This is a genomic window from Rohdeia mirabilis, from assembly GCA_007750655.1.
GTDB lineage: Bacteria > Planctomycetota > UBA1135 > UBA1135.
In genome coordinates, this window is the sequence record CP036290.1 from 4043780 (window position 1) to 4068785 (window position 25006).

General features: G+C 71.5%; 18 protein-coding genes. 2 read left to right on the forward strand and 16 right to left on the reverse strand.

Features of this window, described 5'->3' with window-relative positions:
* Window positions 1-64 precede the first annotated feature (64 nt).
* A complete protein-coding gene (locus Pla163_RS15035; RefSeq protein WP_145190237.1) occupies window positions 65-3394 on the forward strand; it encodes an RNA polymerase sigma factor in 3330 nt (1109 codons plus the stop codon).
* A gap of 58 nt (window positions 3395-3452) precedes the next feature.
* Here the strand turns inward: Pla163_RS15035 and Pla163_RS15040 are convergent, their stop codons facing one another.
* Window positions 3453-4142, reverse strand: a complete 690-nt coding sequence (locus Pla163_RS15040; RefSeq protein WP_419185991.1) for an ATP/GTP-binding protein — start codon at window positions 4140-4142, stop codon at window positions 3453-3455.
* Between the two features lie 592 nt (window positions 4143-4734).
* Window positions 4735-5937: an MFS transporter gene (locus Pla163_RS15045; RefSeq protein WP_145190243.1), complete on the reverse strand. Its 1203-nt coding sequence runs from the start codon at window positions 5935-5937 to the stop codon at window positions 4735-4737.
* 109 nt (window positions 5938-6046) lie between these two features.
* Between Pla163_RS15045 and Pla163_RS15050 the strand changes: the two genes are divergently transcribed.
* Window positions 6047-7195 (forward strand): glycosyltransferase family 4 protein, encoded by a 1149-nt coding sequence (locus Pla163_RS15050; RefSeq protein ID WP_419185992.1) that lies wholly within the window; start codon window positions 6047-6049, stop codon window positions 7193-7195.
* 49 nt (window positions 7196-7244) lie between these two features.
* Here the strand turns inward: Pla163_RS15050 and Pla163_RS15055 are convergent, their stop codons facing one another.
* The 14 genes from Pla163_RS15055 to Pla163_RS15120 all read right to left on the reverse strand — a co-directional run bounded on the left by Pla163_RS15055 (window position 7245) and on the right by Pla163_RS15120 (window position 24933).
* Window positions 7245-8405: a glycosyltransferase gene (locus Pla163_RS15055; RefSeq protein ID WP_145190250.1), complete on the reverse strand. Its 1161-nt coding sequence runs from the start codon at window positions 8403-8405 to the stop codon at window positions 7245-7247.
* Entirely contained in the window at window positions 8402-9424 is a 1023-nt protein-coding gene (locus Pla163_RS15060; protein WP_145190253.1) for a class I SAM-dependent methyltransferase, read from the reverse strand. The genes Pla163_RS15055 and Pla163_RS15060 overlap by 4 nt, the downstream gene beginning before the upstream one ends.
* Window positions 9425-9515: 91 nt before the next feature.
* Entirely contained in the window at window positions 9516-10988 is a 1473-nt protein-coding gene (locus Pla163_RS15065) for an SLC13 family permease (RefSeq protein ID WP_145190256.1), read from the reverse strand.
* Window positions 10989-11013: 25 nt separating this feature from the next.
* Entirely contained in the window at window positions 11014-12213 is a 1200-nt protein-coding gene (locus Pla163_RS15070) for an FtsW/RodA/SpoVE family cell cycle protein (protein ID WP_145190259.1), read from the reverse strand.
* A complete protein-coding gene (locus Pla163_RS15075; RefSeq protein WP_145190262.1) occupies window positions 12210-15464 on the reverse strand; it encodes a penicillin-binding transpeptidase domain-containing protein in 3255 nt (1084 codons plus the stop codon). The genes Pla163_RS15070 and Pla163_RS15075 overlap by 4 nt, the downstream gene beginning before the upstream one ends.
* On the reverse strand, window positions 15461-16027 hold the full coding sequence (locus Pla163_RS15080) for a hypothetical protein (protein WP_145190265.1): 567 nt from the start codon (window positions 16025-16027) through the stop codon (window positions 15461-15463). The genes Pla163_RS15075 and Pla163_RS15080 overlap by 4 nt, the downstream gene beginning before the upstream one ends.
* On the reverse strand, window positions 16024-17550 hold the full coding sequence (locus Pla163_RS15085; RefSeq protein WP_145190268.1) for a hypothetical protein: 1527 nt from the start codon (window positions 17548-17550) through the stop codon (window positions 16024-16026). Before Pla163_RS15085 ends, Pla163_RS15080 begins: the two co-directional genes overlap by 4 nt.
* A gap of 64 nt (window positions 17551-17614) precedes the next feature.
* Window positions 17615-18679 carry a rod shape-determining protein gene (locus tag Pla163_RS15090; RefSeq protein ID WP_145190272.1) on the reverse strand — a complete coding sequence of 355 codons (1065 nt, stop codon included), beginning with the start codon at window positions 18677-18679 and terminating at the stop codon, window positions 17615-17617.
* 649 nt (window positions 18680-19328) lie between these two features.
* Window positions 19329-19583, reverse strand: a complete 255-nt coding sequence (locus Pla163_RS15095) for a hypothetical protein (protein ID WP_145190276.1) — start codon at window positions 19581-19583, stop codon at window positions 19329-19331.
* A 57-nt stretch (window positions 19584-19640) separates the two neighbouring features.
* Window positions 19641-20492, reverse strand: a complete 852-nt coding sequence (locus Pla163_RS15100; RefSeq protein ID WP_145190279.1) for a hypothetical protein — start codon at window positions 20490-20492, stop codon at window positions 19641-19643.
* Between the two features lie 513 nt (window positions 20493-21005).
* Window positions 21006-22739 (reverse strand): hypothetical protein, encoded by a 1734-nt coding sequence (locus Pla163_RS15105; RefSeq protein ID WP_145190282.1) that lies wholly within the window; start codon window positions 22737-22739, stop codon window positions 21006-21008.
* 100 nt (window positions 22740-22839) lie between these two features.
* On the reverse strand, window positions 22840-23973 hold the full coding sequence (locus tag Pla163_RS15110) for a calcium/sodium antiporter (protein WP_145190286.1): 1134 nt from the start codon (window positions 23971-23973) through the stop codon (window positions 22840-22842).
* 186 nt (window positions 23974-24159) lie between these two features.
* Window positions 24160-24447: a hypothetical protein gene (locus Pla163_RS15115; protein ID WP_145190290.1), complete on the reverse strand. Its 288-nt coding sequence runs from the start codon at window positions 24445-24447 to the stop codon at window positions 24160-24162.
* Window positions 24448-24564: 117 nt separating this feature from the next.
* Window positions 24565-24933, reverse strand: coding sequence for an outer membrane protein assembly factor BamB family protein (locus Pla163_RS15120; protein ID WP_419185993.1), 369 nt, complete (start codon window positions 24931-24933; stop codon window positions 24565-24567).
* Window positions 24934-25006 lie beyond the last annotated feature (73 nt).

Genomic DNA, 25006 nt, shown 5'->3' on the forward strand with positions numbered 1-25006 from the left:
CTGGGGAGCGCCGGTTTCTCCCGGAACGGCGCAACGCGGGGCCGCGGAGGTCGCTTGATAGGGCATGGCCGCCGCACGCCCGAGGGACGAGGACTTCCGCGCATTCGTGGAGGAAGGCGACGTCGAAGCGCTCGCACGCTACTTCGACGTCGCCGCTCCGCGCCTCCTGCTGATCGCGGCACACCTGGCCCCGCCCGGCGTCGAGGCCGAGGACCTGGTCCAGCAGACCTTCTACGAGGCGCTCGCCAGCCGCTACGAGCCCCGCAACGATGCGAGCGTCCTGTCGTGGATGGCGTCGATCCTGCGGCACCGCGCCGTGGACGAAGCGCGCCGGCGTCAGCGGCGGCGCGAGACGTCGTTGCAAGACGGTCACGACCTCCCGGGCCGCGAACCCGATCCCGTGGAACGCCTCGCGGACGACGAAGCGTTCGAGTTGGTCGTCACCGCCATCGACGGGCTCGAACCGCCCCAGCGCGAAGTCGTGTCGCTGCGCCTCGTGCACGGCATGGATCCGGCGACGATCGCCCACACCCTCGGGCGCAAGCCGGCCACGGTCCGCTCACAGCTCATGCGCGGTCTCGAGCGACTGCGCGACGCGTTGCCCGCCGGGATCGCGACCGCCGTGTTCGCCGCCGTCGTCACCGATCGCGGCCTTGCGCAGGTGCGTGAGGCCGTTCTTGCCGAGGCCGTGCACCTGGCACCTCCCCACCAGCCGGGGCCATCGGCGTCCGCACCGGCCCCGTCATTCACCCTTGCCGCTTCAACAGCTGTTCCGCTCGCGATGATCACTCTCCTTGCCGCCGCCCTCCTTCTCCTCGGTCCCCTGCTGCCCGAATCCGACCCGTCGACGACGGTGTCGAAACCGAGCGTCGCTCCAACCACGTCGACTCCCAGCGGCTCCGGTGAACTCGCCGGTGCGCCGCTGACTCTCGCAGAACGGGTCGAAGCCGCCGCCTCCACACGCCGCGCGGTCCATCCCCATGACGCGCTCACCGACGAAGGCAGAGACTCTGCGTCGATCACGGGCTCATTCCTGCGCCCCGACGGCACGCCGCTCTCCGAGGGCGAAGTCGAACTGAGGGGCTGGCGAAACGTCGCAGGAGAGCCACTGCAGAGCCACGAAGAACGAGTAGGAATCGCGCAGGACGGGACGTTCGAACTCACAGTGCAGCCAGCCGCCGGTCACCAGTACAGCCTCGAACTGCGAGCTCCCGACCAGGTCCGCGCTCGCTGGCGGTGGTCCACACTGGAACCCGGTTCTCGACTCGACCTTGGAACGACCATGCTCCCCGATCACGCGCGCGTCCGTGTCGACGTGGTCGATGAGAACGGTGCAGGCGTCTCGGCGCGCTGGACGATCGATGTCGACTCGCCATGGAAACCTTCGGGTACCGGCGCGTCCACCTGGAGGGGCCAAGAGTCCTTGCACAAGCTCGTGGATTCGGTCGAGCTCACTCTCGTGCCGCTCGGACCCTGCTCCATCCAAGTCTCGACGCCCGCCACTCTCGACTCCGCCCTGCATGCGACTCGAGTCCTCGCCGCTGACACGTCGCTCGAGCTCGTCCACGCCGGGCCCGCGCCCACGGGAACCATCTGCGCCAACCTCATGTGCGATGACTTCATGATGGTGAACGCCGACCCGCAGTTCATCCATCTCGTTACGGCAACCGGAGCACCCATTGCGGTCACTCGCACCGACAGCGTTGGCTCGCGTCACTACTTCGAGGACCTCCCCGACGCGCCCTACTCGCTGGTCTGCGACGATCCTCGATTCGAGCGTATCGACGATGCTGAGTTGTCACCTGGAGCGATCGCGCACCACCGTCTCGTCGGTAGCTCTCGTGTTCGACTCACCGTGTCCACGAGCGACGGTTCCGAGGTCCCGAGCGCGTTGGAAGTCGTCGCGCTTCACCCCGTCGTCGGCGAGTGGGGTGAAGAGTGGTCCTACGGCAGCCCGAGCGTCGCCGAGGGTTTGGAGAGTGCGGGCGAGACGAGCCGTGTGCTCGAGTACTGCACGCTCCCGGGGCGACAGTCGTGGAGAATCTCGGCCGAAGGGTGGGCGCCGACGACGCTCGACTTCGACGGGGAGCTCACACCGAACGGACTGTCCGAAGCCGCGATCGTGCTCCGCCGACCGACCGTGTTCGAAGGTCGCGTCATCGATGCGAACGGAGACGCGGCGCCCGGCGCTCGCGTGTTCGTCCGTCGCTCGCTCCCTCCGCCGGACGAGAGTGAACCGTGGGCGCGGATCAGCAGCTACTTGCAGGTGATCCAGTACGAGACGTTGCACGACGTCGTCACGGCGGACGACGGATCGTTCTTCGTGCCGAACGTGGCCGATGAAGCACTGGACGTCCTCGTCACAGCGGGTCGCGGAGTGTGGACCGAGGCGCGGGCTCTCGCACCGAGTGACGGACCGGTCACGATCCGACTCCCCGGACGGACGCGCGTCGAGGGTCGGGTCGAGACCGACGCCGATGTGGACCCCTCCGAGTTCCGTGTGCTCCTCGAGCGGGAATACGACGAGGGTCCGCTGTGCTGGCGCGACGTGCTGAACCGCGTCCGGAGCGACTGGATCACCGAAGGCATCCCGGTCGAGGCGGATGGAACCTTCATCGTTCCGAGCCTCGCACTCGGCGAGGCGAAAATGGTCCTGCGCCTGACTCCCGCTCGCTTGCCTTCAGGAATGGGAGGGGTGCAGACGGTGTGGGGCGCGTGCATCGACCGGGTCGCACTCGATCTCGAATCAGGAGCGTCACACACCGTGACGCTCGACGGGACGGGTGTCGCCGTGCGGAGTGCGTCGGTCACGGTCACGGTCGATGGTCCGACCCAAGCGGGCCTCGTGGTCCGCGCCGTTGGCAGACTCGACCCCTCCATCGCACTGGCTGAGGGCGAGGACGTCGAGCAGCGCATCATCACCGCGGCTGGCGTCGTCGGACCGGACGGAGTGGCCCGCGTCGAACCGCTCTACCCCGGCACGTGGGACTTCGCCGTGACCGGAGGCAACCGATCGTGGCAGACGGTCGTCGCGAGGGACGTCGCCGTTCCGACTTCGGGCGCCGAGCCACTGAAGTTGGCGTTCGAGGTGCAGGTGCGGCGCGGCATCCTCCAGTTGAGCGATCCCGATGGCGCTCCGCTCGGGCGCGCCTCGGTCGTGATCCCCACCTGGGGCGGCTCCACCCGCAACATCGACACGCCGCATGGCCGGAGTTCGCGACCGACCGATGTGAGCGGTCGCATGGAGCTGACGCTTCCGCCGGGCGAGTACCGATTCATGCTCGAGGACCCGTCGAACGGGATCTTCGACCTGGCTGGCACCGACTTCGCCTTCACGTGGCCGAGCGACGATGGCGGGCCCGTCCGCGTCGTCGTCGACCGCGGAAAGGACTGACCTCGGCAGCGCGCGGGCACGTCCAACGCGTCCGCAACGCTCGTTCCAGCCCTCGCTCTCAGTGCCCCACGCCCGCGCCGTTCTCGCGACGCGGCTGGGGCGCCAACTCGGCGCTGCGGTGGCCGTTGCCGTTCCCATTCCCGTGCACCGCCGCGCGGCCGTTGCCACCGCGCTCCGACCCGAGCGGATCCAGTCCCGCCAGATCCAGCACGCGCTGGATCGCTCGCACGCGCTCCTGCATCGACAGGGACTCGAGCGGGATGTACGGCACGGCGAACATCTCGAGCAAGAGCTTGACCATGCCGTCGATGCGCACGACCTCGTCCCACTCGACGCCCGCGCGCACGCCGTCGTCGGCCAAGAGATCGCGGTGGGGACGCACGAAGAACACGAGGCCCGACCGCACGCTCTCCATGTAGACGGCGAGGCGCGGGTCGGACGCGATCTCCGACAGGATCGTCGAGTGGTGCGCGGCGTAGGCGAGGTTGCAGAACGCGCGGTCGCTGACGAAGCCGGCCTCCATGCGCTGCTCGGCCTCGAGCTGCCGCACGAACACCTCCTTCTGGTAGCGATCGACGAGACCCACGTCCGACCGCAGCGCGTCGAGCCGCGCCTCCATCTCCGCCAGCACGCCGCGCGCGACCTCGCTGATCATCGGCAGGCCGTAGGTGTCGCGGACCCAACGGGCCAGGGTGGTCTTGCCGGTGGAGTGGGCGCCGACGAGGTAGATGCGCTGGTTCTGGATCACGGGGGGAGCGGGCGGCGGACTGGGGGGAAGGGAGCTGGCCGGGTGGTCGGCGAGCGCGTGCGGCAGGCGGGCGGGTTCTGGCCCGCGGGCACCGCTGGGGAAGCACCGCTGGGGAAGCACCGGGGCGGAACGCCGGGGGGAAGCACCCGGGGAAGCACCGGACGCGAGCCGCCGAGACGAACCGCGAAGAAGCTCCCGGGCGAGTCCAGGTCGGCCGCTGGGGCCGACCGACGCTCGCGCGCCCCAACGCTATGGGTTGTGGCCTGCGACCTCACGCACCACCACCGATTGTGGAAAACTCGCTCCCAGGCTCGGGAGCGGGGTGCCGCGCACGGCCGCCCCGGGCACTCCGGCGCCGCTCTGGGCGCGTTCTCCACAGCTCCCCACGGCGCCTGCCCCTCGGGCGCGGCCGGATCCACGACTCCTCCCCCCGTTCTCCACAGGAAGTCCACAGCCCCTTCGCCGCCGGCGGTGGCGTTGGCGGGCCCACATGGCTCGGGTCCGCCCTCGCGACCCGTGTCCGTGCAGATGGGTGACAGGCACCGCACCCGCACACCGCCCGCGAGCGCGCCCGCGAGCCCCACCAGCTCGCTCACCCTCGCCGCAACCGCGCCGCCCCGACCACCAGCGCCAGCCCCAGCACCGCACCCGCCACGAGGAACAGGCTGCGGATGCCGATCAGGCTCGCGATGAAGCCGCCGGCCATCGAACTCGTCGCCAGGGCGAAGGCGCGCGCCGAGAAGACCGCTCCGTTCGCCGCACCGCGCGCGTGGGCCGGCACGCTCTGGGCCGCCAACCCGAACGCGGTCGGACCGAGACCACCCGCGCCGATGCCGAGCAGCACCCGCGCGCCGAGCAGGAACCAGAACCCGTCGGCCAGGCCCATCCCGAACAGCGCGACCACGGCCACCACCGCCGACAGCATCAACGCGCGCGCGTGCCCGATGCGATCGCCGAGCGGCCCCCAGACCGGCGACGAGGCCACGAGCATCGCGCTCATCACCGAGAACAGCCACCCCGCGCGCGCCGACGTGACGTCCTGGGCGACGCCGGGCATCAGATCGCGCACGTACAGCTCGAGCACGGGGTTCGTCGCGCCGATGCCGAACTGCACGCAGAAGAGCAGCGCCATCGCCGCGCGCAGTTGGGGAATACGCAGCACGCCGACCAGGTCGCGCACGAGCGCCTGCAGCACGCCCACCCCCTCGACCTTCTCACGCCGCTCGGTCGCGTCCTCGGTCGCGAACACGGCCACGCCCAACGCGCCGAGCCCCGTCGCCACGCTGACGCCCAGGAACAAGTAGCGCGGATCGGAGTCGGCGCGCACCCACGAGCCGAGCAGCGGGCCGAAGATCGCTCCGGCCGCCATCGCCGACTGCAGCCAGCCCGCCACCCGACCGCGCCGCGAGTCCGGCACGCCGATCGACACCAGCGTGATCGACGGCGGAAGGATGCCCGAGAACAGACCCTGGCCGATGCGCAGCGCGAGCAGCTCCCAGGGCGTGCGCGCGAACGCCATCAACCCCACGAAGAACGTCAGCGCGAGCAGCGAGCGCAGGACCATCTTCTTGCGCCCGAAGCGGTCCCCCACCGCGCCCCAGACCGGCCCCATGATCGCGGCCGAGAAGGGCGCCGCACCGAAGCACAGACCGGCCCAGACCTTGACCTCGCCCGGGTCGCTGACGCCGAGGCCCTCGAGGTACGAGGGGAAGTACGGCAGGAAGCTCATCATCCCCACGCCCGTGAGGAGATTGGCGATCCAGACGGACCACCAGGTGCGCTTCCACGTCGACATCGGGCGGCATTGTGCCAATGGGCCGCAGCGCTCCGGACGCTCGTCCGCGAAGAGATCGCGGCCACAGGTGTCCTTCGCCCGAACCCGCGCGAGCACTAGGATGCGACGCGTGAAGATCGCGCTCACGCACCTGCGCCACGCCAAGTCGGGCGGAACCGAGCGCTACCTGAACCAGCTCGCCGTGTTCCTGGCCGAACGCGACTGGGAGGTCGAGATCGTCTGCCGCCGCCACGGCGAGCCCCCCCACCCGCGCGTCCGGTTCCGGCGTCTGCACGGATTCGCACTGGGGCACTCGTGGCGCGTGCTCTCGTTCGCGCGGTCGGTCGAACGACTGCACCGAAGCGGCGAGTTCGACGTCGTGTTCGGACTCGGGCGCACGTGGTCCCAGGACGTGGTGCGGCTGGGCGGCGGACTGACGACCACGTTCCTCGAGTCGATGCGCGCGGAGGGTGACCGGACGCCCGTCGTCGCCAAGGGACGCCAACGCGTCAACCTCGAGATCGAGCGGCGCAACTTCGACCCGCCGCGCGCCCAGCGCGTGATCGCGAACAGCCACATGGTCGCGCGCGACCTGGCCGCGCGCTACGACGTCGATCCGGAGAACGTCGACGTCGTCCACAACGGCGTGGACCTCGAGCGTTTCGACGCGACTCGCTACACCTCGGCACGCGAGGAGATCCGGCGCGCGGCCGGCATCGAAGGCGAGGCGCCGACGCTGCTCTTCCTCGGGACGGGCTATGTGCGCAAGGGCTTGCCGAAGGCGCTCGAGGCCTTCGCACTGGCGCGGCGCGAACGGAAGGAGCTGCGCATGCTGGTCGCCGGTTTCGACTCGTCGGGCGTCGACTGGACGGCGCGCGCGCGCGAGCTCAGCTGCGCGGACGCGGTGCACTTCGCGGGCGGCACGGACCGACCCGAGCACTACTTCGCGGCGGCGGACGCCTACGTCCTGCCGACGCGCTACGACCCGTTCGCGAACTCGACGCTCGAAGCGCTGGCGAGCGGGCTGCCGACGCTGACGACGCCCACGAACGGTGGCTGCGAGGTCGTCACGCCCGGTGTGGACGGCGAGGTTCTCGGCGTGGACGCGCCGGCCGCGGACTGGGCGGCGGCGCTGCTCCACCACCTCGATCCGGCGCACCTGCCCGAGTCACGGGCCGCCGCGCGCGCCACCGCCGAACGCAACGGCATCGGCGCGCGTCTGGCCGACACCGAGCGCATCCTGCTCGAGGTCGCTCGGCGGCGCGGCGCGTCGAACTGACCGCGCCGGCCGGCGGCCCGTTCACGGCGAATCGGGCGCTGCGACTCGTTCACTCGCTCCGAGCTGCCGCAGTCGCCACGACCTCGGACAGGAACGCGACGATCGACGCGGCCGTGTGCTCGAACCCGAAACGCGGATCGACGACGGCGCGCCCCGCTCGGCCCAGTCGCTCGCGCAGCGCTTCGTCCGCGAGCAGTCGACCGAGTGCGTCGCACCACTGATCGTCTTCGGCCGCGAGCAGACCCGAAACGCCGTCCTCCACCACGTCGGCGTTCATCCCGACCGGCGACGCGATCGAGGGCACTTCGGCCGCCATGTACTGGAGCAGCTTGTAGGCGCACTTGCCGCGGTTCCAGGGGTTGTCGGCGAGCGGCATCAGGCCGACGTCGAAGCTGGCGATCTCCGTGCCCTGGGTCTCCGCCGACCAGCGCACGTTGCGCACCACGAGCCCGGGCGCCTCGAAGTCGCGGTCGGCGACGACCACCAGCTCGACCGGCGCCGCGTCCGTCGGTCGGGCGGCGAGCGCGCGACGCAGTGGCTCGGTCACGCGCTCGAGTTCGCCGAAGTTGCCCGAGCCTCCGACCCAGCCGACGCTGAGTCGATCGCGCGCGCCGTGCTGGCGCCTCGCAACGTCGAGCGGCACCGCGGTCGGTGCGACCAGCCGCGGAAGTCCTTCGGGCAGATGGGTGCGCGCGAGGTGTTCGTTGCCGACGATCGCCGCCGCACTGGAACCGAGCGCCCGAGCGAGCGCGCGCCGCCGCCGGCCCGAGGCGTAGCTGCCGCGCACGGGCTTCTGCCGCACACGGATCGCGTCGTCGAAGTCGAACACGACGGGCGCGCCGAGGTGCCGCCAACCGAGCGCCTCGAAGAACGACGGCAGCCGCTTCTGCACGAGCACGACGTCCGCCTCGCGCGCGGCGGTGGCGAGCGCGCGGCGGGCCGCCGACGTGCGCGGGTACGGCAGGACCTCGACCCGCGCACCGGCGGCCGCGAGCGCCGGCGCGAGTTCGATGACGCGCAGCCGCGACGAGGCCAGTCGCTCGTCGAGACACAGCATGAGGAGGCGCAGCGCAGTCGGACGCGCGGCGCTCAGCGGTTCGCGGCTCTCCGCCGCACTCTCAATCTCAGCGGCGCTCGCGTCCGTTCCGGAACCGGCGACGTGCCGCGACTCGGACCCGCCCGCGCCACCGCCTTCCGCTCCCGCGGTCATCGCGCGCTCGCGAACTCGAGTTCGAGGATCTCCCCGCGCCCGAATTTCGCCGCGAGCCACAGGTACGGCCGCACCAGTCGCTCGAAACCGGCCTCGCGCTCGCTGGGTTCGAGCGACGCCGCGATCACACGCGCGCGTTCGTCCATGTCCTCGGGCAACTCCTGGCCCTGCGTGCGCACGTAGTGGCGGCTCTGCGTCCAACGTTTGGCCTCGGTGCGCGGCTTGTTGCGCACGAGTCGCAGACCGGCTTCGCGCGCGGTGTTCGTCAGCGTGCGCGGACAGAACAGCATCAGGTGCCGCGGCGCTTCGAGCGGGAACCAGCAGGACCTGTAGCGCTGGAGCCCGAGCGCGCGACTGTTCGGCGTCAGGACGACCAACAGCCCGCCGGGCGCCAGGAACTCGCGCACGCGCGCCAGGAAACCGACCGGGTCGAGGACGTGCTCGACCACGTGACTGAGGATGATCAGGTCGAAGCGTCCGGTCGGGAACGGCGCGTCGAACACGTCGCCCTGGTGCACTTCGAGCCCCTTCGCGCGCGCGACCTCACAGCCGTGGGGACTGACTTCGATCCCGTGCGCGCTCCAACCCAGCTCCGCGTAGCGCGCCAGCAGATCGCCCGACCCGCAGCCCACGTCGAGCACGCGACACTCACCGCGCGGCGGACGCAGTTCGCCCAGGACGCGCTCGAACAGAAGCCCCATGAACGCTTTGCCCGCGGCCGACCGCTGGGGGCTGTCCGTGTCGTAGTACAGCCGCCGCGCGACGCGATTGATCCACTTGTCCTTGATGCCGCTGCGACCGCCGACGTGCGGTGAGTAGTCGTCCGGGTACAGGCCCGCGATCTCGTCGGGTGCGGGCAGCGGGTGCTGGAACAGGAGTCCGCAGCCGCCACAGCGCCGGTAGTCGAACGAGCCGGGCATCGGGCGCGTGCGGTCGTAGCCGGTGACCTCGTGCGTCGAGGTGCCGGACGCGCACAGCGGGCAGGGCGCCTGGCCGTCGGCCGTCGTGCTGGCGTTCATGCCGCTGATTCTCACGGCTCGGCGCGGCCGAATCCACCGTCGGCGCACGTGCGTCCTTCGAGCGGCGCACCGATCCGCACGCCGCCCGCCGTCACCCCGCCAACCAGGCCCCCAGGGACGCGATCACCGCGATCGCCAGCCAGTTCACCAGGAAGCCGGTGCGCGCCATGCGCGGCAGGCTCACGTGGCCGGAGCCGAAGACGATCGCGTTGGGCGGCGTCGCGGCCGGCAGCATGAACGCGCAGCTCGCGGCCAGGGTCAGCGGCACCGCCAGCGCCATCGGATCGAGTCCGAAGTCGTCGGCCATCGACCACACGATCGGGATGCCGATCGCCGCCGAAGCGGTGTTCGACGTGACCTCGGTCAGGAAGACCATCCCGGTCGTCAGTGCCAGCACGAGCAGCACCGGCGGGAGGTCGGCGAGCGCGCGGGTCTGGGCGCCGAGGAACGCGTCGAGTCCGTTGCTCTGGATCGCGGCGGCGAGACTCAGCCCGCCACCGAACAGGACCAACACGCCCCAGGGCAGTTCGCGCGCGTGCCGCCACTCGAGCGCCCGCCGTCCGCCGCCGACCGGCACCACGAAGAGCAGCAGTGCCGCGCCGATCGCGATGCCCGCGTCCGACAGGCCCTCGAGCGGCAGGAACGGCGCGCAGAGCCACAGAACCACGGTGCCCGCAAAGACGATCGCCGTCGTCCACGCGCCGCGCCCCATGTGTCCGAGCCCTCGCCGCTCCTGCGCGATGTGCGCCGCTCCACCTTCGAGCGGCGCCGCGGGCAACCGGAACAGCACGCGCGTCAACAGCAACCAGGTCGCGGGCAGCAGCACCGCCACCACCGGCAGGCCGATCCCGAGCCAGTCCACGAACCGCAGTGGTTCGCCCGTGCGCTCGAACGCGTACTGCGCGAGGAAGCCGTTGGGTGGCGTACCGATCAGGCTCGCCATGCCGCCGATCGACGCGGCGTAGGCCACGCCCAGCATCAGCGCGGTCTCGAAGCCCTTCCCGCGCGCGTTCGCGCCGCCGAGGCGCCGGCAGACCGAGAGGGCCAGCGGCAGCATCGCGGCCGTGGTCGCCATGTTCGAGACGCACGAACTCAACCCCGCGGTGACGAGCATGAAGCCGCCCACGACGGCACGCGGTCCGGTCCCGACGCGCGCGAGCACCCACAGCGCGAGGCGCTGGTCGAGCGACCAGCGCTGCAACGCGATCGCCAGCAGGAAGCCGCCGAGGAAGAGGTAGATCAGCGGCGAGGCATAGGGCGCCGCCATGGCCGCCAACGACCCCGCGCCCAGCAGCGGCCCCGCGGCGAGCGGCAACAGCGCGGTCGCCTCCACGTCGACGGCCTCGGTCAGCCACCAACTCGCCATCCAAGCCATCAGTGCCGCCGTCGCGCGCATCCCCACCCCGACGACCACCTCGGCGCCGGACGCGTCCACGAAACTGCTCGGCAGCGCGAACCAGGCGAGCGCCGCGAGAACCGGCCCCAGCACGAAACCGATGCGCGACACGACCGTTCGCGGGCGCGGCGCCTCGAGCGCTCCGGGGTCGATGGTCGGTCGTTCCATGCTGCTGCGGGCGCGTCGACGCCGCTCAGTCCTTGAAGGCGTCCTCGTCGAGGCTCGGCACCTGTTGGGCGGCGAAACCGAGCGCCACGCCGAGCGCCGCGAAGGTCGCGAGCATCGACGAACCGCCGGTGGAGAGCAGCGGCAGCGTCAGTCCGGTCATCGGGAGCAGACCCAGGTTGACGCCGGTGTTGATGAAGAAGTGGGCCGCGAAGTACAGCGCCACGCCGCCGACGACCAGGCGGGTGAAGCGCTCGCGAATGGCCGCAGCGGTGCGCAGCAGCAGCACGATCAGGCCGACGTAGAGCGCGACGAACAGGCTCGTCAGCGCGAACCCGCCCTCCTCCGCCACGACGCAGAAGATCGAGTCGGACTCGCGTTCCGGCAGGTAGCCGGCGCGACTCGCCAGGCCGTCGCCGAGCCCCGTGCCGTCCATGCCGCCGTTCCCGACGCACACGCGCGCGTGGTAGACGTGGAACGACTGCCCGTTCTTGTCGGCGATCAGTTCACTGGGTTCGAACGTGCTCGCCCAGGTGTCGATCCGGCGCAGCTGGTAGTCCTGGACCCACTGGAACTGCCAGGCCGAGACACCCAGCGCGAGTCCGACCGCGACGACGCCCGCGATCACGCGCCCCGAACCACCCGCGAGGTACGCCATGCCGACCGCGATCGGCACCATCGTCAGCGCGGTCCCGAGATCCGGCTGGGCCATGACGAGTCCCATCGGCAACAGGGCGAGCCCCGCGACCACGAACCAGTCGGAGAGCTTCGTCATGCGCCGCACGTGCAGCACGCGCGCCAGCACGATCACGAGCGCGACCTTGGCGAACTCGCTGGGCTGCAGATCGAAGCGGATCGGCGTCGGGATCCAACGTTTCGCGTTGTTGCGCTCCTCGCCGATCAAGGGCACGAGCAGCAGCAGCACGATCGCGCCCGCGTAGACGGTCCAGGCGTACTTGCGCCCGGCGCGCGGACTGAAGAGCACGCCGAGGAGCAGGAACGGCGCCGCCATGGCGACCTTCTTGAGGTGCGAGGCGAAGCGCACGTCGTCGCGCTGGAACAGCTCGTCCACGCGCGACATCGACAGCACGAGCGTCGCACCGAGAACGAGGAACAGGACCGCCAGCGCCAGGACGCCCCACGGATAGCGCGACCAGCGCACGCCGTCGAAGAGGCGGCGACGCGAGCCGAGCGAGGCCTGCCAAGGCTTGGCGGCGACGGTCTTCATCGTGGGCTCAGGGGGTTGCGGGGCGGGTTCGCGAGGCGCCCGGTCGCGATCCGCACCTCGTAGGGCGCGAAGTTCTGCTCGTAGCCGCGCTCCTTCAGCCAGTCCATCACGGCCGTCTTCTGCAGGAGGTCGCGCGCCACGTAGCCCGCCGAGTGCCCGGACGTGGCCGTCGTGTCGTGCACGTAGACCGCGAAGACGATCTGCGGATCCTCGGCCGGGAGCCAGCCCGCGACCCAGGTGTGCTTGCGGACCGCGCCGCCGTCCTCGGTCCGCGACGACAGGTCGGCACTGCCCGTCTTGGCGACGACGACGTGGCCGATCTGGGTCCGCGACAGGGTGTCGGAGGCCGAACCGGCGTTCGCGTTGGTGACGGCTTCGAGGTAGCCCCGCAGTTCGTCGAGCGACGCGCGCGCGTACGGCAGCGGCACCGGCTCGCCCCACGGCACCTCGCGGTCGCCCACCGCATCGACCAGCCGCAGCGGGACGCGCGATCCGCGTGCGAGGGTCAGGTAGGCGCGCGCGACCTGGGCCGGCGAGGCCTCGACGACCTGCAGTCCGTTGGCGGCGCGCCGCAGCTGGAGGTCCATCTGCGCGCGGTCGTCGAACTCGAACGTGCGACCGCCCCAGTCGTTGAGGCCGCGCCCCACTTCGATCTCGTCGCCGACGGCGAGCACGCCCGTGCTCTCGGTGAAGCCGAAGTCGTACCCGACCGAGACCACGCCCTCGAAGCCGATGACGTCGGCCAGACGCGCGAAGTACGGATTGCACGAGACCGCGAGCGCGTACGGGAGCGTGAGTTGGCCGTGGCCGTACTGGGCGTGGCAGCGCAGGCCCTCGTACTCGGCCCAGGTCTTGCCCGGCGGGACGGCGCAGTCGTTCATGAACGACGCGTCGAAGTCCGGGACGCGATCGAGGGCCCAGAGCGCGACGAACGGCTTGTAGACCGAACCGACCGGTTGGAACGTGTTGGGGCGTCCGAAGACGCGCTCGACGATCCGCGCGCGTTCGCCTTCCTCGTCGCCGTCCAGCTCGGTCGACGAGTCGGGCGCCGACGCGGCGGCGAGCACGCGGCCCTGGATGTCGAGCAGCACGATCGCACCGACGGGTTCGGCGTACCACGCGTCGTCGAGCTTGGGATCGGTCAGCACCGGACGCGGCCGGTTGATCGTCTCGCGCGCGGCGCGCTGCAGGTCCGGGTCGATCGTCAGACGGATCGCGTCGCCGTCCTCGACAGCGGTCAGGTACTCGTCGCGGGCGCCGCGGCCGTAGACGTCCTCGAGACCGATGCGTTCCTGGTAGCCGTTGGCCCCACGCAGTTCGGCGTCGAACGAGGCCTCGATGCCGCTGACGCCGCGCAGTTCGTCGCGCCGCAGCAGCTCCTGCATGAGCTCGGCCAGTTCGCGCTCCTCGGTGTCGGAACGCGTCACGTCGCGCCGCAGGTCCTTCAAGCGTTGGCTCTTCGCGCGCTGGCGGATCTCGCCGTTCGCGTCGAGCAGCGCCACGTCGCCGACGAGCTCCTGCGCGAGCGGCAGTCCCTCGGGCCCGCGCGGCACCGTGCGGCGTTCGCGGACGGGCACGACGCGCACGCCGGGATAGTGCTCGGCGTCGCGCGTCAGCAGGAAGACCACGTCGTAGTCCGGATCGTCGTGCAGCGTCACCGCGCGCGACGAGTAGTCCTTGATCAGGTGCCGGGCGCGCTCGGACAGGCGATCGCGTCGCTCTTCGTCCAGCGTCAGGAGACCACCGGGCGAGCGCGCGGCGAGCTCGGCCAACCGCTCGGTCAGCGCGACCTGGAACTGGTCCTCGAAGGTGTCGAGCAGCGCGAGCGCGAGGCGGCGCGTGCGATCGGCGCGCTGGGCCTGGGTGCGGTGCGCGTCCGCCGCCAGCACGCCCGCGAGCGTGCCGCCGTAGGTGCTCTCGAGACGCGTTCCGAGTTCGCCGACGAACTCCGAGTACAGCCGAGCCGCACGGGTCTCGTCGATCCACCGGGTCGCCTCGACCCACTCGAGCGTCGCGCCGACCAGTTCGCGCTCGGCCGGATCGAGTGGATCCAGAGGCGGCCGCTCGGTCGCCGTGGCCGCGTCGTCGTCGTCGAGTTCGAGCACGCGCGGCAGGTCGTCGAGCACTGCCAGCTCGTCGAGTTCGCGCCAGGACGTCGGCCGACCGTCGAGTGCCGCCACGAAGTCGCGGCCGCGGGCGAAGGCTCCGAGGACGATCGAGGCGAAGTGCTCGGCGTCCGGTCGCTGGCCGTCGAGTCGCACGCGCGCCAACAACCGCGGCAGCGCGTACCCGGCGCGCCAGCCGTGCAGATACCCGAAACGCGCCTGTTCGGCCCAGCTGGCGACGCGCGCGCGATCCCAACCGATGCGGCGCTCGAGCCAGTCGAGGTCGAAACGCTCGACCAGGGTCGCGGGCGCGATGCGACCGGGGTGGAAACCGTACAGCTCGCGGAACAACGCCGTCGACGCCGCGTCCTCGACCGAGCGACGCCAGCCCTCGAGATCGGACACGAGCGCGGTGAACGCACCGTCCTCGACCGCGCTCGAACCCGCGCCGCCGATGGGCAGGGCGCCGAGCGACTCCTCGCCCTCCCACTCGAGCCGCCGCGCCAGGACGCGCAGTCGTTCGACCGAGGCGAGCCACTGCGCGCGCAGGTCCGCGAGCAGTTCCCGCTCGTCCACATCGCGCAGACGCGCCAGGTAGCGCAGGTACGAGTCGCGCGTGTCCGAACGCCGCTCGAGTCGGCGCAGTTCGCCCTTCTCGTCGTCGTCCACGTCGAGCAGCGCGACGACGTAGTAGCGCAGGTCCGAAGCGCGGCCCGCACGCTGTTCGTCGAACGGACGCTCGGTCGCCGGGATGTCGAAGCTCGTGCCGCGCAGCCCGGCGCCCTTGCCGAAGTCGTGCAGTTCGCCGGGCGCGAGCAGCACGAGTTCGGTGGCCCAGGCCTCGAGGTTCGCGAGTGCGTCGAACAGGGTCACCGGCCGGCCGAGCACCGTCGAACGCGCGTGGGCCACCTGGCCGAGGGGCGCACCGCGACGGAAATCGCGGTAGTCCAGTTCGAGGCGGTAGCCCGGCGCGTCCTCGACGAGCGGCGTACCGGTCGCGTCGAGGATCGGACCGCGGTCGTAGGGCAGCACGGCGCCGCTGAGCTCGAGGCGCCGCGCCTCGTCGGCCCAGGTGCGGTGCTCCACGACCTGGATCTGGTAGAGCCGCCCGATCACGACCGCCGCGAGCAGGGCGGCGATGATCACGAGCGGACGTGTCCGACGCGTTCCCACGACTCCCCCTTGTGCCAGAGACCGCGAAGACCGGGCAAGCGACTCGGCAGACGACCGACCAGGTACGCGACGAGTCCCGTGGCGGCCGCGGCGGCCAGGGCGTCGTCGAGGACACCGCGCTCCGCGGCGATCGGCGTGGGCGCCCGCAGCACGGCGGCCGCGTGCAGCCACGCGGTCAGCATCCCGCTCACCGCGGCGACCAGGAGCGCGTGCAGCAGCCGGCCCTCCACGCGCAGTTGGGTGCGCGCGTAGCCGATGGCCTCGACCGCGAACCACAGGCCGGCGAGCAACGCGAAGGGCGAGTCGACGCCGAGCGCGGCGCGGACCGTGGCCACAAGGGCGGCGGCGATGCGCGCGTCGCTGCGTTCGAGTCGCGACGACATGGCCAGCAGCAGGACGAGCGCCAGATCGGGCGTCCAGGGCCCGAGGCCGACGCCCGGTGCGGTCCCGAACGGTGCGGCCCGCGCGACGGCGCCGGTGACGCCCGCGAGCAGGAGCGCCCAGAGGCCGAAGGCCGTGTAGGAGGCGAGCTTCATCGCGCTTCGATCCGACCGCGCGCCGCGTCGGTGGCGGCCACTTCGCCCACGTCGTCGTCGGCCAGGCGCACGAACAGGCTCGCCGCGCCGCGCAACGGGTCGGTCGGCGCGTCGAGCAGGAAGCGTCGCCCGCGTCCGCCGCTGGAACCCGTCAGCAGGACCGCCTCGCCCACGACGAGCGCGGAGGGCAGCGCGGTCTCGCCCGAACCGGTGACGAGTCGCAGTCGCACGCGCGTGCCGTCGGGCAGCCCGGCCAACTCGAGCGGGACGGCGTCGCGCAGGTGGAAGGCCACTTGCCCGGTCGCGCGGTCGAGTCCGAGCGACACGATGCGCCCGAGCACGCGCGGCGCGTCGTCGTGCGGCGGCACCCATTCGCCGTAGGGCGTCTCGATCTCGACCGGCACGCCCGACACGGGCAACGCGAGTCCGGGATCGGCCAGGAGCGCCACGTCGACGCCGAGCACCGTCGATCCCGTGACGCGTCCGACGAGGCGACCGCCGGCGACGACGGCGGCGCCGAGCGGAGCCGACGCGCCGCCGTCGACCCACAGTGCGGCGCCGGCGCGCGTCGGGTTCGGGTCGCCGGCCGACGCGGCGCGCGCACGCGCCCAGCGTGGCTCGAACAGAGGGTGCGCCGGAGGCTGGACGGTCGGTGCGCCGGGCGGCGTCACGACGACGACCTGGTAGAGACCGTGGAGGAAGTCGACCTGCGGCGCCACGTGCCAGTCGCCGTCGCTCGCTCCGCGCTCGAGGCGACCGAGTTCGAAGCCGCGCGACAGGTCGGCGAAGGGGTCGAGCTCGGAGAGCAGTTCGTCGACCACGAGCAGGCCCCCGGGCGTCGCGTCGGGTCGCGACGGGTTGTGCGCGGCGAGCCACAACAGCGCTTCGCCCCCGTCGAGCGGCCGGCGCCCGACCGCCACGCCGCCGACGACGAAACGCACGTCGAAGGACTCCTTCTGGCCTGGGACCCCAGCGCCGCTCGGCGCGTCCGCAGCTGCTTCGGTGTCGACGGTGCCCGGCAGTTGCGCCGGGAGCAGCGCGCCGACGAACAGTTGGGGCTGCGTGACCAGGCGCACGACCGCTCGACCTTCCCGGCCGAGGATCTCGTGCACGCGACCGACGTAGGAATCACCGAACACGACCGGCTGGCCCACTTCGACCCCGACGAGCGTCCAGGGCTCGACGACCAGTTCGTCGCGGCGACCGCTGGGACGGCGCAGCACGCGCGCGGGCACGCAGCGGCGACCGGCGCGCAACTCCTCGCTCGGCAGGCTGGCGAAGACCAGGTCCTCGAGCACGCGCGTCCCGTAGGCCTCGGCCGCGATCGCGCGCACGTCCCGTTCGTCGGCCGACACGCTGCCCTGACCGAGCGTCGTCAGGGGCGTGAAGACCCGTCCGACGACGCGCGACGGGGCGAGCACGAACTCGACGGCGCGGTCCGCCGCGGGCACCGGTCGCAGGGCGAGGAGTGCGCACGCGATCCACGTGACGTGGAAGAGTCCCCGGGGAACGCGGCGCGACATGGCGTCGCACGCGGCCGAACGGCCGGGCGCTCACGAACGCCGCGGACCGCCCGCCACGCGCCCCCTAGGGGGCTTCGTCGGAGAACAGGATCTCCGAGTAGAGGTCGAGGTTCTCGAGGAACACGCCCGTTCCGCGCGCGACGGCGGTCAGGGGCTCGTCGCCGATCTTGGCGGTGATGCCGAGCATGTTGCTGATCGCGCGATCGATACCGGACAGGAGCGCGCCGCCGCCGACGATCACGGCCCCCGCGTCGACGAGGTCGGCCGAGATCTCGGGCGGCGCCTCCTCGAGCACCTGACGGATCGCCTCGCAGATGTGCTGCACCGGCTCGGACAGGGCCTCGCGCACCTCGATCGAGTTGATCGTGGTCTGGCGCGGAAGTCCGGACACCGAGTCGCGCCCCTTCACGGCCATCTCGAGTTCCTGCTCGAGCTCCCAGGCCGATCCGATCTTCAGCTTGATGCGCTCGGCCGTCTGCTCACCGATGAGCAGTCCGTGCTGGCGGCGCAGGTGGTTGACGATGGCCTCGTCCATTTCGTCGCCGGCGATGCGCAGGGACGTGGCGACCACGGGCTCGCCCAGGGAGAGCACGGCGATCTCGGTCGTGCCACCGCCGATGTCGACGATCAGGCAGCCCGAGGCCTCGGTCACGGGGAGGTTGACGCCGATGGCGGCTGCGATCGGCTCCTCCACCAGGTGCACGCGGCGGGCGCCGGCGCGCTCGGCCGACTGGATCACCGCGCGGCGTTCGACCGCGGTGATGCCGACCGGGACGGAGATGACGACCCGCGGCTTCACCCAGGTGCGGCCCCCGTGGACCTTCTGGATGAAGTACTTCAGCATCTTCTCCGTGATCTCGAAGTCCGCGATCACGCCGTCGCGCAGGGGGCGACGCGCTTCGAACTTGCCCGGCGTCTTACCGAGCATCGCCTTGGCGTCGGCACCGACCGCGAGGCCGTTGTTCAGGACTTCGTTGGTGCCCTTGCGAACGGCGACCACGCTGGGCTCGTTCAGGAGGATTCCGCGGCCCCGCACGCACACGAGCGTGTTGGCGGTTCCGAGGTCGATACCCATGTCGACCGAGAAGTGGCCGAGGACCCACTCCCACGGTTTGAACGGTTTGGCCATGCGTGTGCGACTGGGTTGAAGGACCGTCGCGCGGTCCCCAGGGGGGTGGAGCGCAGCGGCGCCCGGTGCAGCCGCATCGAAGCGGGGCGCTTCGAGGCGAGGCACGGCGCGGAGCTGCGCGAGGAGATGCAGTCGCGGGCGGACCGTCCGAGCGGATCGAGGCTTCCGGGACCGGACGGCGCGCGTCGGGATCGGTGGCCAGCGCTTCGCGGTGGACGCCGGTGACCGCGCGGGTCACTGGCGGCGCGAAGGTCCGCTCGCAGGACGAAAAGGCGTTCGGGGAGTCGTCGAAAGGCCCGCGGCACGATCGACCAACCGCCGTCGTGCGGAGTGTAGCCAGCGCCGGAACGGTGCGCCAAGCGCCGTCGGCCAGTCCGCTCCGCTGGGTGACACGGAACGCGCCAAGCGGGGACGGCCGAGCCACCTGCGCCACGTCAGGAGCGGGACGCGGGTGCGCCGCGAAGGCACGTGGAACGCGAACGGCGGCGCTTCCCGTCGGGAAGCGCCGCCGTTCTGCGGGGCCGTGCATGAGGGCCGCTCGGGCCGGCCTGTCGGTGGGATCCGTGCCGCGCGTCGGAGGAACCGAAGCCCCCGCGCTGCACGCCGCCCGACCGAATCACCGCCTCGGCGAGTCACCGCCTTCAGCGAATCACTGATTGCCGAAGAAGAAGCCTTCGCCCGGGTACAGGGTGCCGAGCTGGTTGTCGAGGATCAGGATCGCCGCGATCAGGACGAGGAAGGTGACGATGCCGATGCCGCCCTCCCAGCCGATGCCGCTGTCCGGATCTTCGACGTCGTCGTCCTTCGACTTGCCGCGGCCCGGACGCGCCGCCGCTGCAGGCTTGCGCGACGTGGTCGAACGGGCGGAACGTCCGCCGGTGGATCGCTTACGGGGTGCTGCCATGGGTCTGCTCTCGTGTGGGGGTCTGACGAGTTCGGAGTCGGTGCGAACCGAGTCGAACTAGTAGAGGCGCGTGTTGGCCGAATCGCCCTGGGTGATGCCGTTGTCCAGCACGATCAGCGCGGAGCACATGGTCTCGTCCACGTTGTCCACGCGAACTTCGCCCTTGTAGGTGCCGTCGCGGTAGATCTGGAAGGTCATGCCGCGCTTGACGTCGCGGTTCTTGCCGACGTTCAGCACGACCAGACCCGGGTTGATGTCGTGGCTCAGGTCGACGACGGTGGCCGGGATCGGCGGGACCGAGGAGATGTCGGCCGGGTCGGTGCCCGTCAGCGCGATCAGCATGTCGTGCTGGACCTGGAGCGCGTCACGAGCCGCCATCAGCTCGCTGTGACGCAGGTCGAGGTTGGCCAGGGACTGCTCGAGGCGGCGCTGCTCGTCCTCGGCGTTGCGCTGGGCGGTCACCGCAGCGGCGGCCGTGTCCTTGGCGGCGTCACGCTCTTCCTCGGCGGCGACGCGGGCTTCCTGGGCTTCGATGCGCAGGTTGTTCGCCGTCTCGATGTCCGTGCGGAAGCTGTCGAGCGTGCTGTTGATGCCGGCGACCTGCGAGCGCAGCTCGTCGTTGTCGTCGCGCAGGTCGGCGAGTTCGACGTTGGCGGCGTCCAGGAGCGAGCGGGCGCTGTCGCGCTCCTCGCGGAACTTGTCGCTGGTCTCCTCGGCCGTGGCGACCTCGGTGCGAAGCTCGGAAGCCTCGTTGGCGCTGCGTGCCTTCTCTGCTTCGAACTCCTGTTGGAGCGTGTCGTGCGCGTCCTTCCAGCCCTTGTTCACGTCGTGGGCGTGCGACGTGTAGCCGAGGAAGGCAGCTGCCAGGATGAGGTTCAGGACGATGAAGACGATTCCGACGGGCTTCATACTGGTGGGGCGCGGTTCCGGATGGACGCGTGGGCCTCGACGGGGTCGCGAGGGCGCGGGAGTTCAGGACGGCTCGTCGGGCGGCGGGGGTGGCGCGGCCTGCGAGCAGGTGGAGCGCCGGCCCTCGCGGCATCGGCCCGAGAGGTCTGAGGGGGAAGGTCTGGATGGGGAAGTCGTGTGAGCCGTCGATCGGGTCGTTCGACGCGATCGAGGCTCGGCGCGGTCACGGTGTGCCGCACGGGGGCGCGACTCTAGCGGTGCCCCGAGGGGGGGTCAAGCAACCCGAGAATCGGGAACGGATGACCCGCAGCGGGCCGAGCAGCGTCCCCTACCGCGATCGATCGCCGGGGTCACCGACGGACCCGGCCGCAAGTGAGCATCCGGGGCGGACCGCGGCCTGCGCGCCAGGCGGTGCGGCGCGCTCGGGGCCCTCGTCACCACCTCTTCCTCGACCGGGCCCCGAGCCCTCGAGTGGATGCATGGGGGCACCAGGGTCCCCTCTTCCGCCTCCCGTCAGCGGTTCGACGCGCGCGAGCGGCGCCAGGCCACGAGCGGCCCCGCGAGGATCGCGACCACGAGCAGGCCCAGGGACCAGAGCGGGCCGAAGCGCGTGTAGGGCGGCGCCGAGGCCTCGGGACCGGGGACCGGCACCTCGGCCAGCATCCAACCGGCCACCGCGCGATCCGTGGGCCGGCCGTCCGGACCGGGCACGAACAACCGCTCGCGCTCGCGTCCGTCGGGGCCGATCACGCCGGTGATGCCGCTGTTCGTGCAGCGCGCCATCGAACGTCCCGTCGCCGCCGCCATGACCTTCGAGAAGGCCATCATCTGGTCGAACTCGAACGACGTGCGGTACCAGGCCTCGTTCGACAGGACCAGGTGCGCGTCGACGCGCTCGCGCCGCACCGGTTCGGTGTAGGGACGCACGAAGGCGTTGTCGAAGCAGACGGTGGTGGCGAGGTGCCAGAGCGCGCCGCTGGGTGCGACCACGCGGTCCGGAATCGTCAACACGCCCGTCGCTTCGCCCGGCAACAGGTCGGGCACGTAGCCGGCCATCTCGTAGGCGAAGTCGCGCACGAAACCGATCTCGTCGAGACCGAACGCGGTTTCACCACCGATGACCAGGTGCGTCTTGGGCACGGTCTGCCGCGGCCGGTCGCGCACCCAGGCGGCGCCCACGTTCGTGCGGCGAATGCGTCCGTCGAGCAGCACCCACTCCTCCACGCCGGAAACGAACGCCGTGCCCTTGGGCAGGAACCGCTCGAGGATCAGATCGCGCACGATCTGCTGTTCCACGCGGTCCGCGTCGAGCAGGCGCTGCGGATCGCCGTGCCAGGGCGCGAACGACGCAGTCTCGTCGCGGATCGCATCGATCACGCCGGCGGCGGCCAGTTCGATCGGCAGCATCGTCTCGGCCCACACCACGGCGTCGGGTGGCGCCTCCCCCGCCGCGGCCAGGGTCTCGAGTGCGCTGCGCGTGATCTCGAGCTGCACGTCGAGCCGCTCGTTGGGCGACGCGAACTGCTTGCGCTCCATGGTCATGCCGGGCTGGACCATCAGGAGCCTGGGACCGCGCTCGAGAACGGGCGGCGGCGACGTCACGGCCCCGAGCAGGAGCGCGGCGCCGATCCAGGAGACGGCGCCGATCGCCGCGGTGCGCAGTCGCCGCGCCGCCGCGTCCGCCAGCGCGCCGCCCACGCCCGCGACGACCGCGCTCAGGCCCACGGCACCCCAGACGCGCGCGCTGCCGATCAGGAACGGGTCGTCCGCCGCCAGATGCCCGAGCCGCATCCAGCCCCAGGAGAACGGGATCTGCACCGCGTGCTGCAGGCCTTCGGCGAACAGCCAGGCCAGCGGGGCGAGCAGGGTGAAGGGCAGCGCGCGCGAGGGTCCGGCCACCAGTCGGCGCGCGAGCGGGCCGCCGAGCGCCGCGTAGAAGCCCATCACCACCATGCTGGCGGGGACCGTGGCCTCGAAGACGTAGCCGATCCACCAGATCTGGATGCCCATGGCCACGCCGCCGACCAGCCACTCGAGCGTGAAGGCGCGGCGACCGGGGCGCGCGACCGTCGCGATCCAGAGCGCGACGCCGATCGAGCCGAGCCACCACAGACCGCCGGGAACGAGCGCGCCGGGACCCGCGAGGGTGACGAGCGCCCAGGCGGTCACGAGGCGCGGGAAACGGCGCGCGGGGGCGAGCTCGGTCGCCGAGGCGGTGGCTCTGGGGGACGGTGCGGCGTCGGACATGGCGCAGAGCCTACGCGGCGCGGACCCGGGCACCGATCACTGCTCGCGCCGCGACTCCGACCTGCGAGCACGCCGTCGTCGGTCACCCGTCAGCCACCCGTCAATCGCGGTCGCCGGAGGATGGACGGTGCGGAACCGTCTCGTGCGGGCCGGAACTCGCGGGGTCGCGCCGCAGCCCCATCACCGCCAGCACGATCAGTGCGATGACGAACAGCGGCAGCACGTAGCCGAGCACGGCCTCGTCGACGGCCGGGACCTCGCTCGAGCCCTGGCTGTTCGCGATCAGATAGGTCGTGTAGGCGGCGTAGATCGTGAGGAACAAGAGGCCCTCGCGTCGTCCGATCCGACCACGCGCCAGGGCCACGGGCGCCAGCGTCAACGCGACGGCGACCATCACCGGCAGGTCGAAAGCCAGCACGCTCGGTTCGACCGTGAACACGTCCGGGTCGCCGAGGGCCGCGGCACCGAGGATGACGACGACGTTGAAGATGTTGCTGCCGACGACGTTGCCGACGGCCATGTCGCGCTCGCCCTTCACCGCCGCCACGATCGCGGTCGCGACCTCGGGCAGCGACGTGCCGAGTGCGACGACGGTCAGGCCGATGACCGTGTCGGTCAGTCCGAACCACTGGCCGACCGTGATCGCGCCTTCGACGAACCAGTCGGCGCCGAACTTCAGGCCCAGGATGCCCAGGACGACGAACAGGAGCTGCAGCGGGAGCGGCGTGTGCGCCAGCGCTTCGGTCTCCACGCCGGCGGCAGCGGCGGCGGCGGCGTCGCGCTTGGTCTGCTTGCGCCCCTCCATCACCGTGAACGCGGTGTAGGCCACGGCGCAGCCGAGCAGCAGGACGCCGTCCAGGCGACTGAAGCGGCCGTCGAAGGCCATCACGAAGCCGAGGAACGAGACGCCGATCAGGATCGGGATGTCGATGCGGATCAGCTGGCGACCGACGGTCAGCGGCGCGATCACGGCCGACAGACCGAGGATCAGCAGCACGTTCATCGTGTTGCTGCCGACCACGTTGCCGAGCGCGATCGAGTCGTTGCCCTGGGCGACGGCGTCCAGGCTGACCGCCACCTCGGGCGCGCTGGTGCCATAGGCCACGACGGTCAGACCGATCACGAGGCTCGACAGGCCGAAGCGCGCCGCGAGTCCCGACGCACCGCGCACGAGCACTTCGGCCCCGCCGACGAGCGCGATCAGTCCACCGATCAGTAGGAGGGCCGTTTCCATGGCCGCGGGATCCTACGCGGCCACGCCGACGATCCGGGAGCACCTTCGCGATTGTCGGCGGCGCGCGCGTTCGCGTCGCCGCGCGTGCGGCCGGTCGCGTGTTCGGACGGGCGCGACGTGCTCCGAGCGAGCGGCTCGGTCGAGCTCGGGGGCGCCGGTCCGCCGCGCGCCTCCCCTACCGCATCGTCACGCCGCCTTCTTCAGCGCCTGCGCGTCGGCGCGGTGCACCGCCTTGCGCACCTTGCGCAGTTCACGCGCCTCGCGCGCCACCGGCCACGGCAGCCAGGCGAAGGCCGTCTGCAGGAGCAGGTTCACCCCCGGCAGCGCCATCAGGAAACCGAGCGCGAAGCTGTGACCCGCGCGCCGGTAGATGCGGCACCAGTTCACGACGTAGAGCGCCCACAGGCCTCCACCGACGGCGATCAAGGTGTCGTCGCCCACGCTCGCGCGCAGGCCGTCGATGAATTCGTTCATGGTCTCGTGCCGACTCGGGCCCCGCGGTGTGCTGGACCGGTCGGTCGAGTTGGGGGGTCGACATCGATCGGGCCGCCGCAGGAGGCGAACCGGTGCAAAACCGGTTCCGCCCCCCACTCAACCGCTCGAGGCGGCGGCGGCCGAACTCGTGGCGATCGAAGCGGCCACCATCGCCTGTTGGGCCGCGGCCGTCGTGGCCTGGGCGCCGTGCACGTTGCCGTCGTTGCCCTGGATCCCGATCGTGCAGAACCCGTAGCCGAGGCCGTCGAGCTCGTTCTCCCACAGGATCTCGCCGCGCTCCGGATCGAGCGCGAACAGGTGGCCGCCCGAGTGCGCGAGGATCCGCGCCGGCGTCACGACGATGTTCGTGATGGTCGACGACTTGAGCTTGGTGCGCCACAGCTCCTCGCCGCGGGCCGGGTCGATCTTGACGACGTGGCCCTTGATGCCGAGGTAGATGTGTTGGTCGGTGGACGTGCTGTTCATGGTGTGGAACCTCCGCGGGCATCCTACTGGACGCACGCCAGTCGGTTGCAGGACGAGGGCCCGACCACACCGC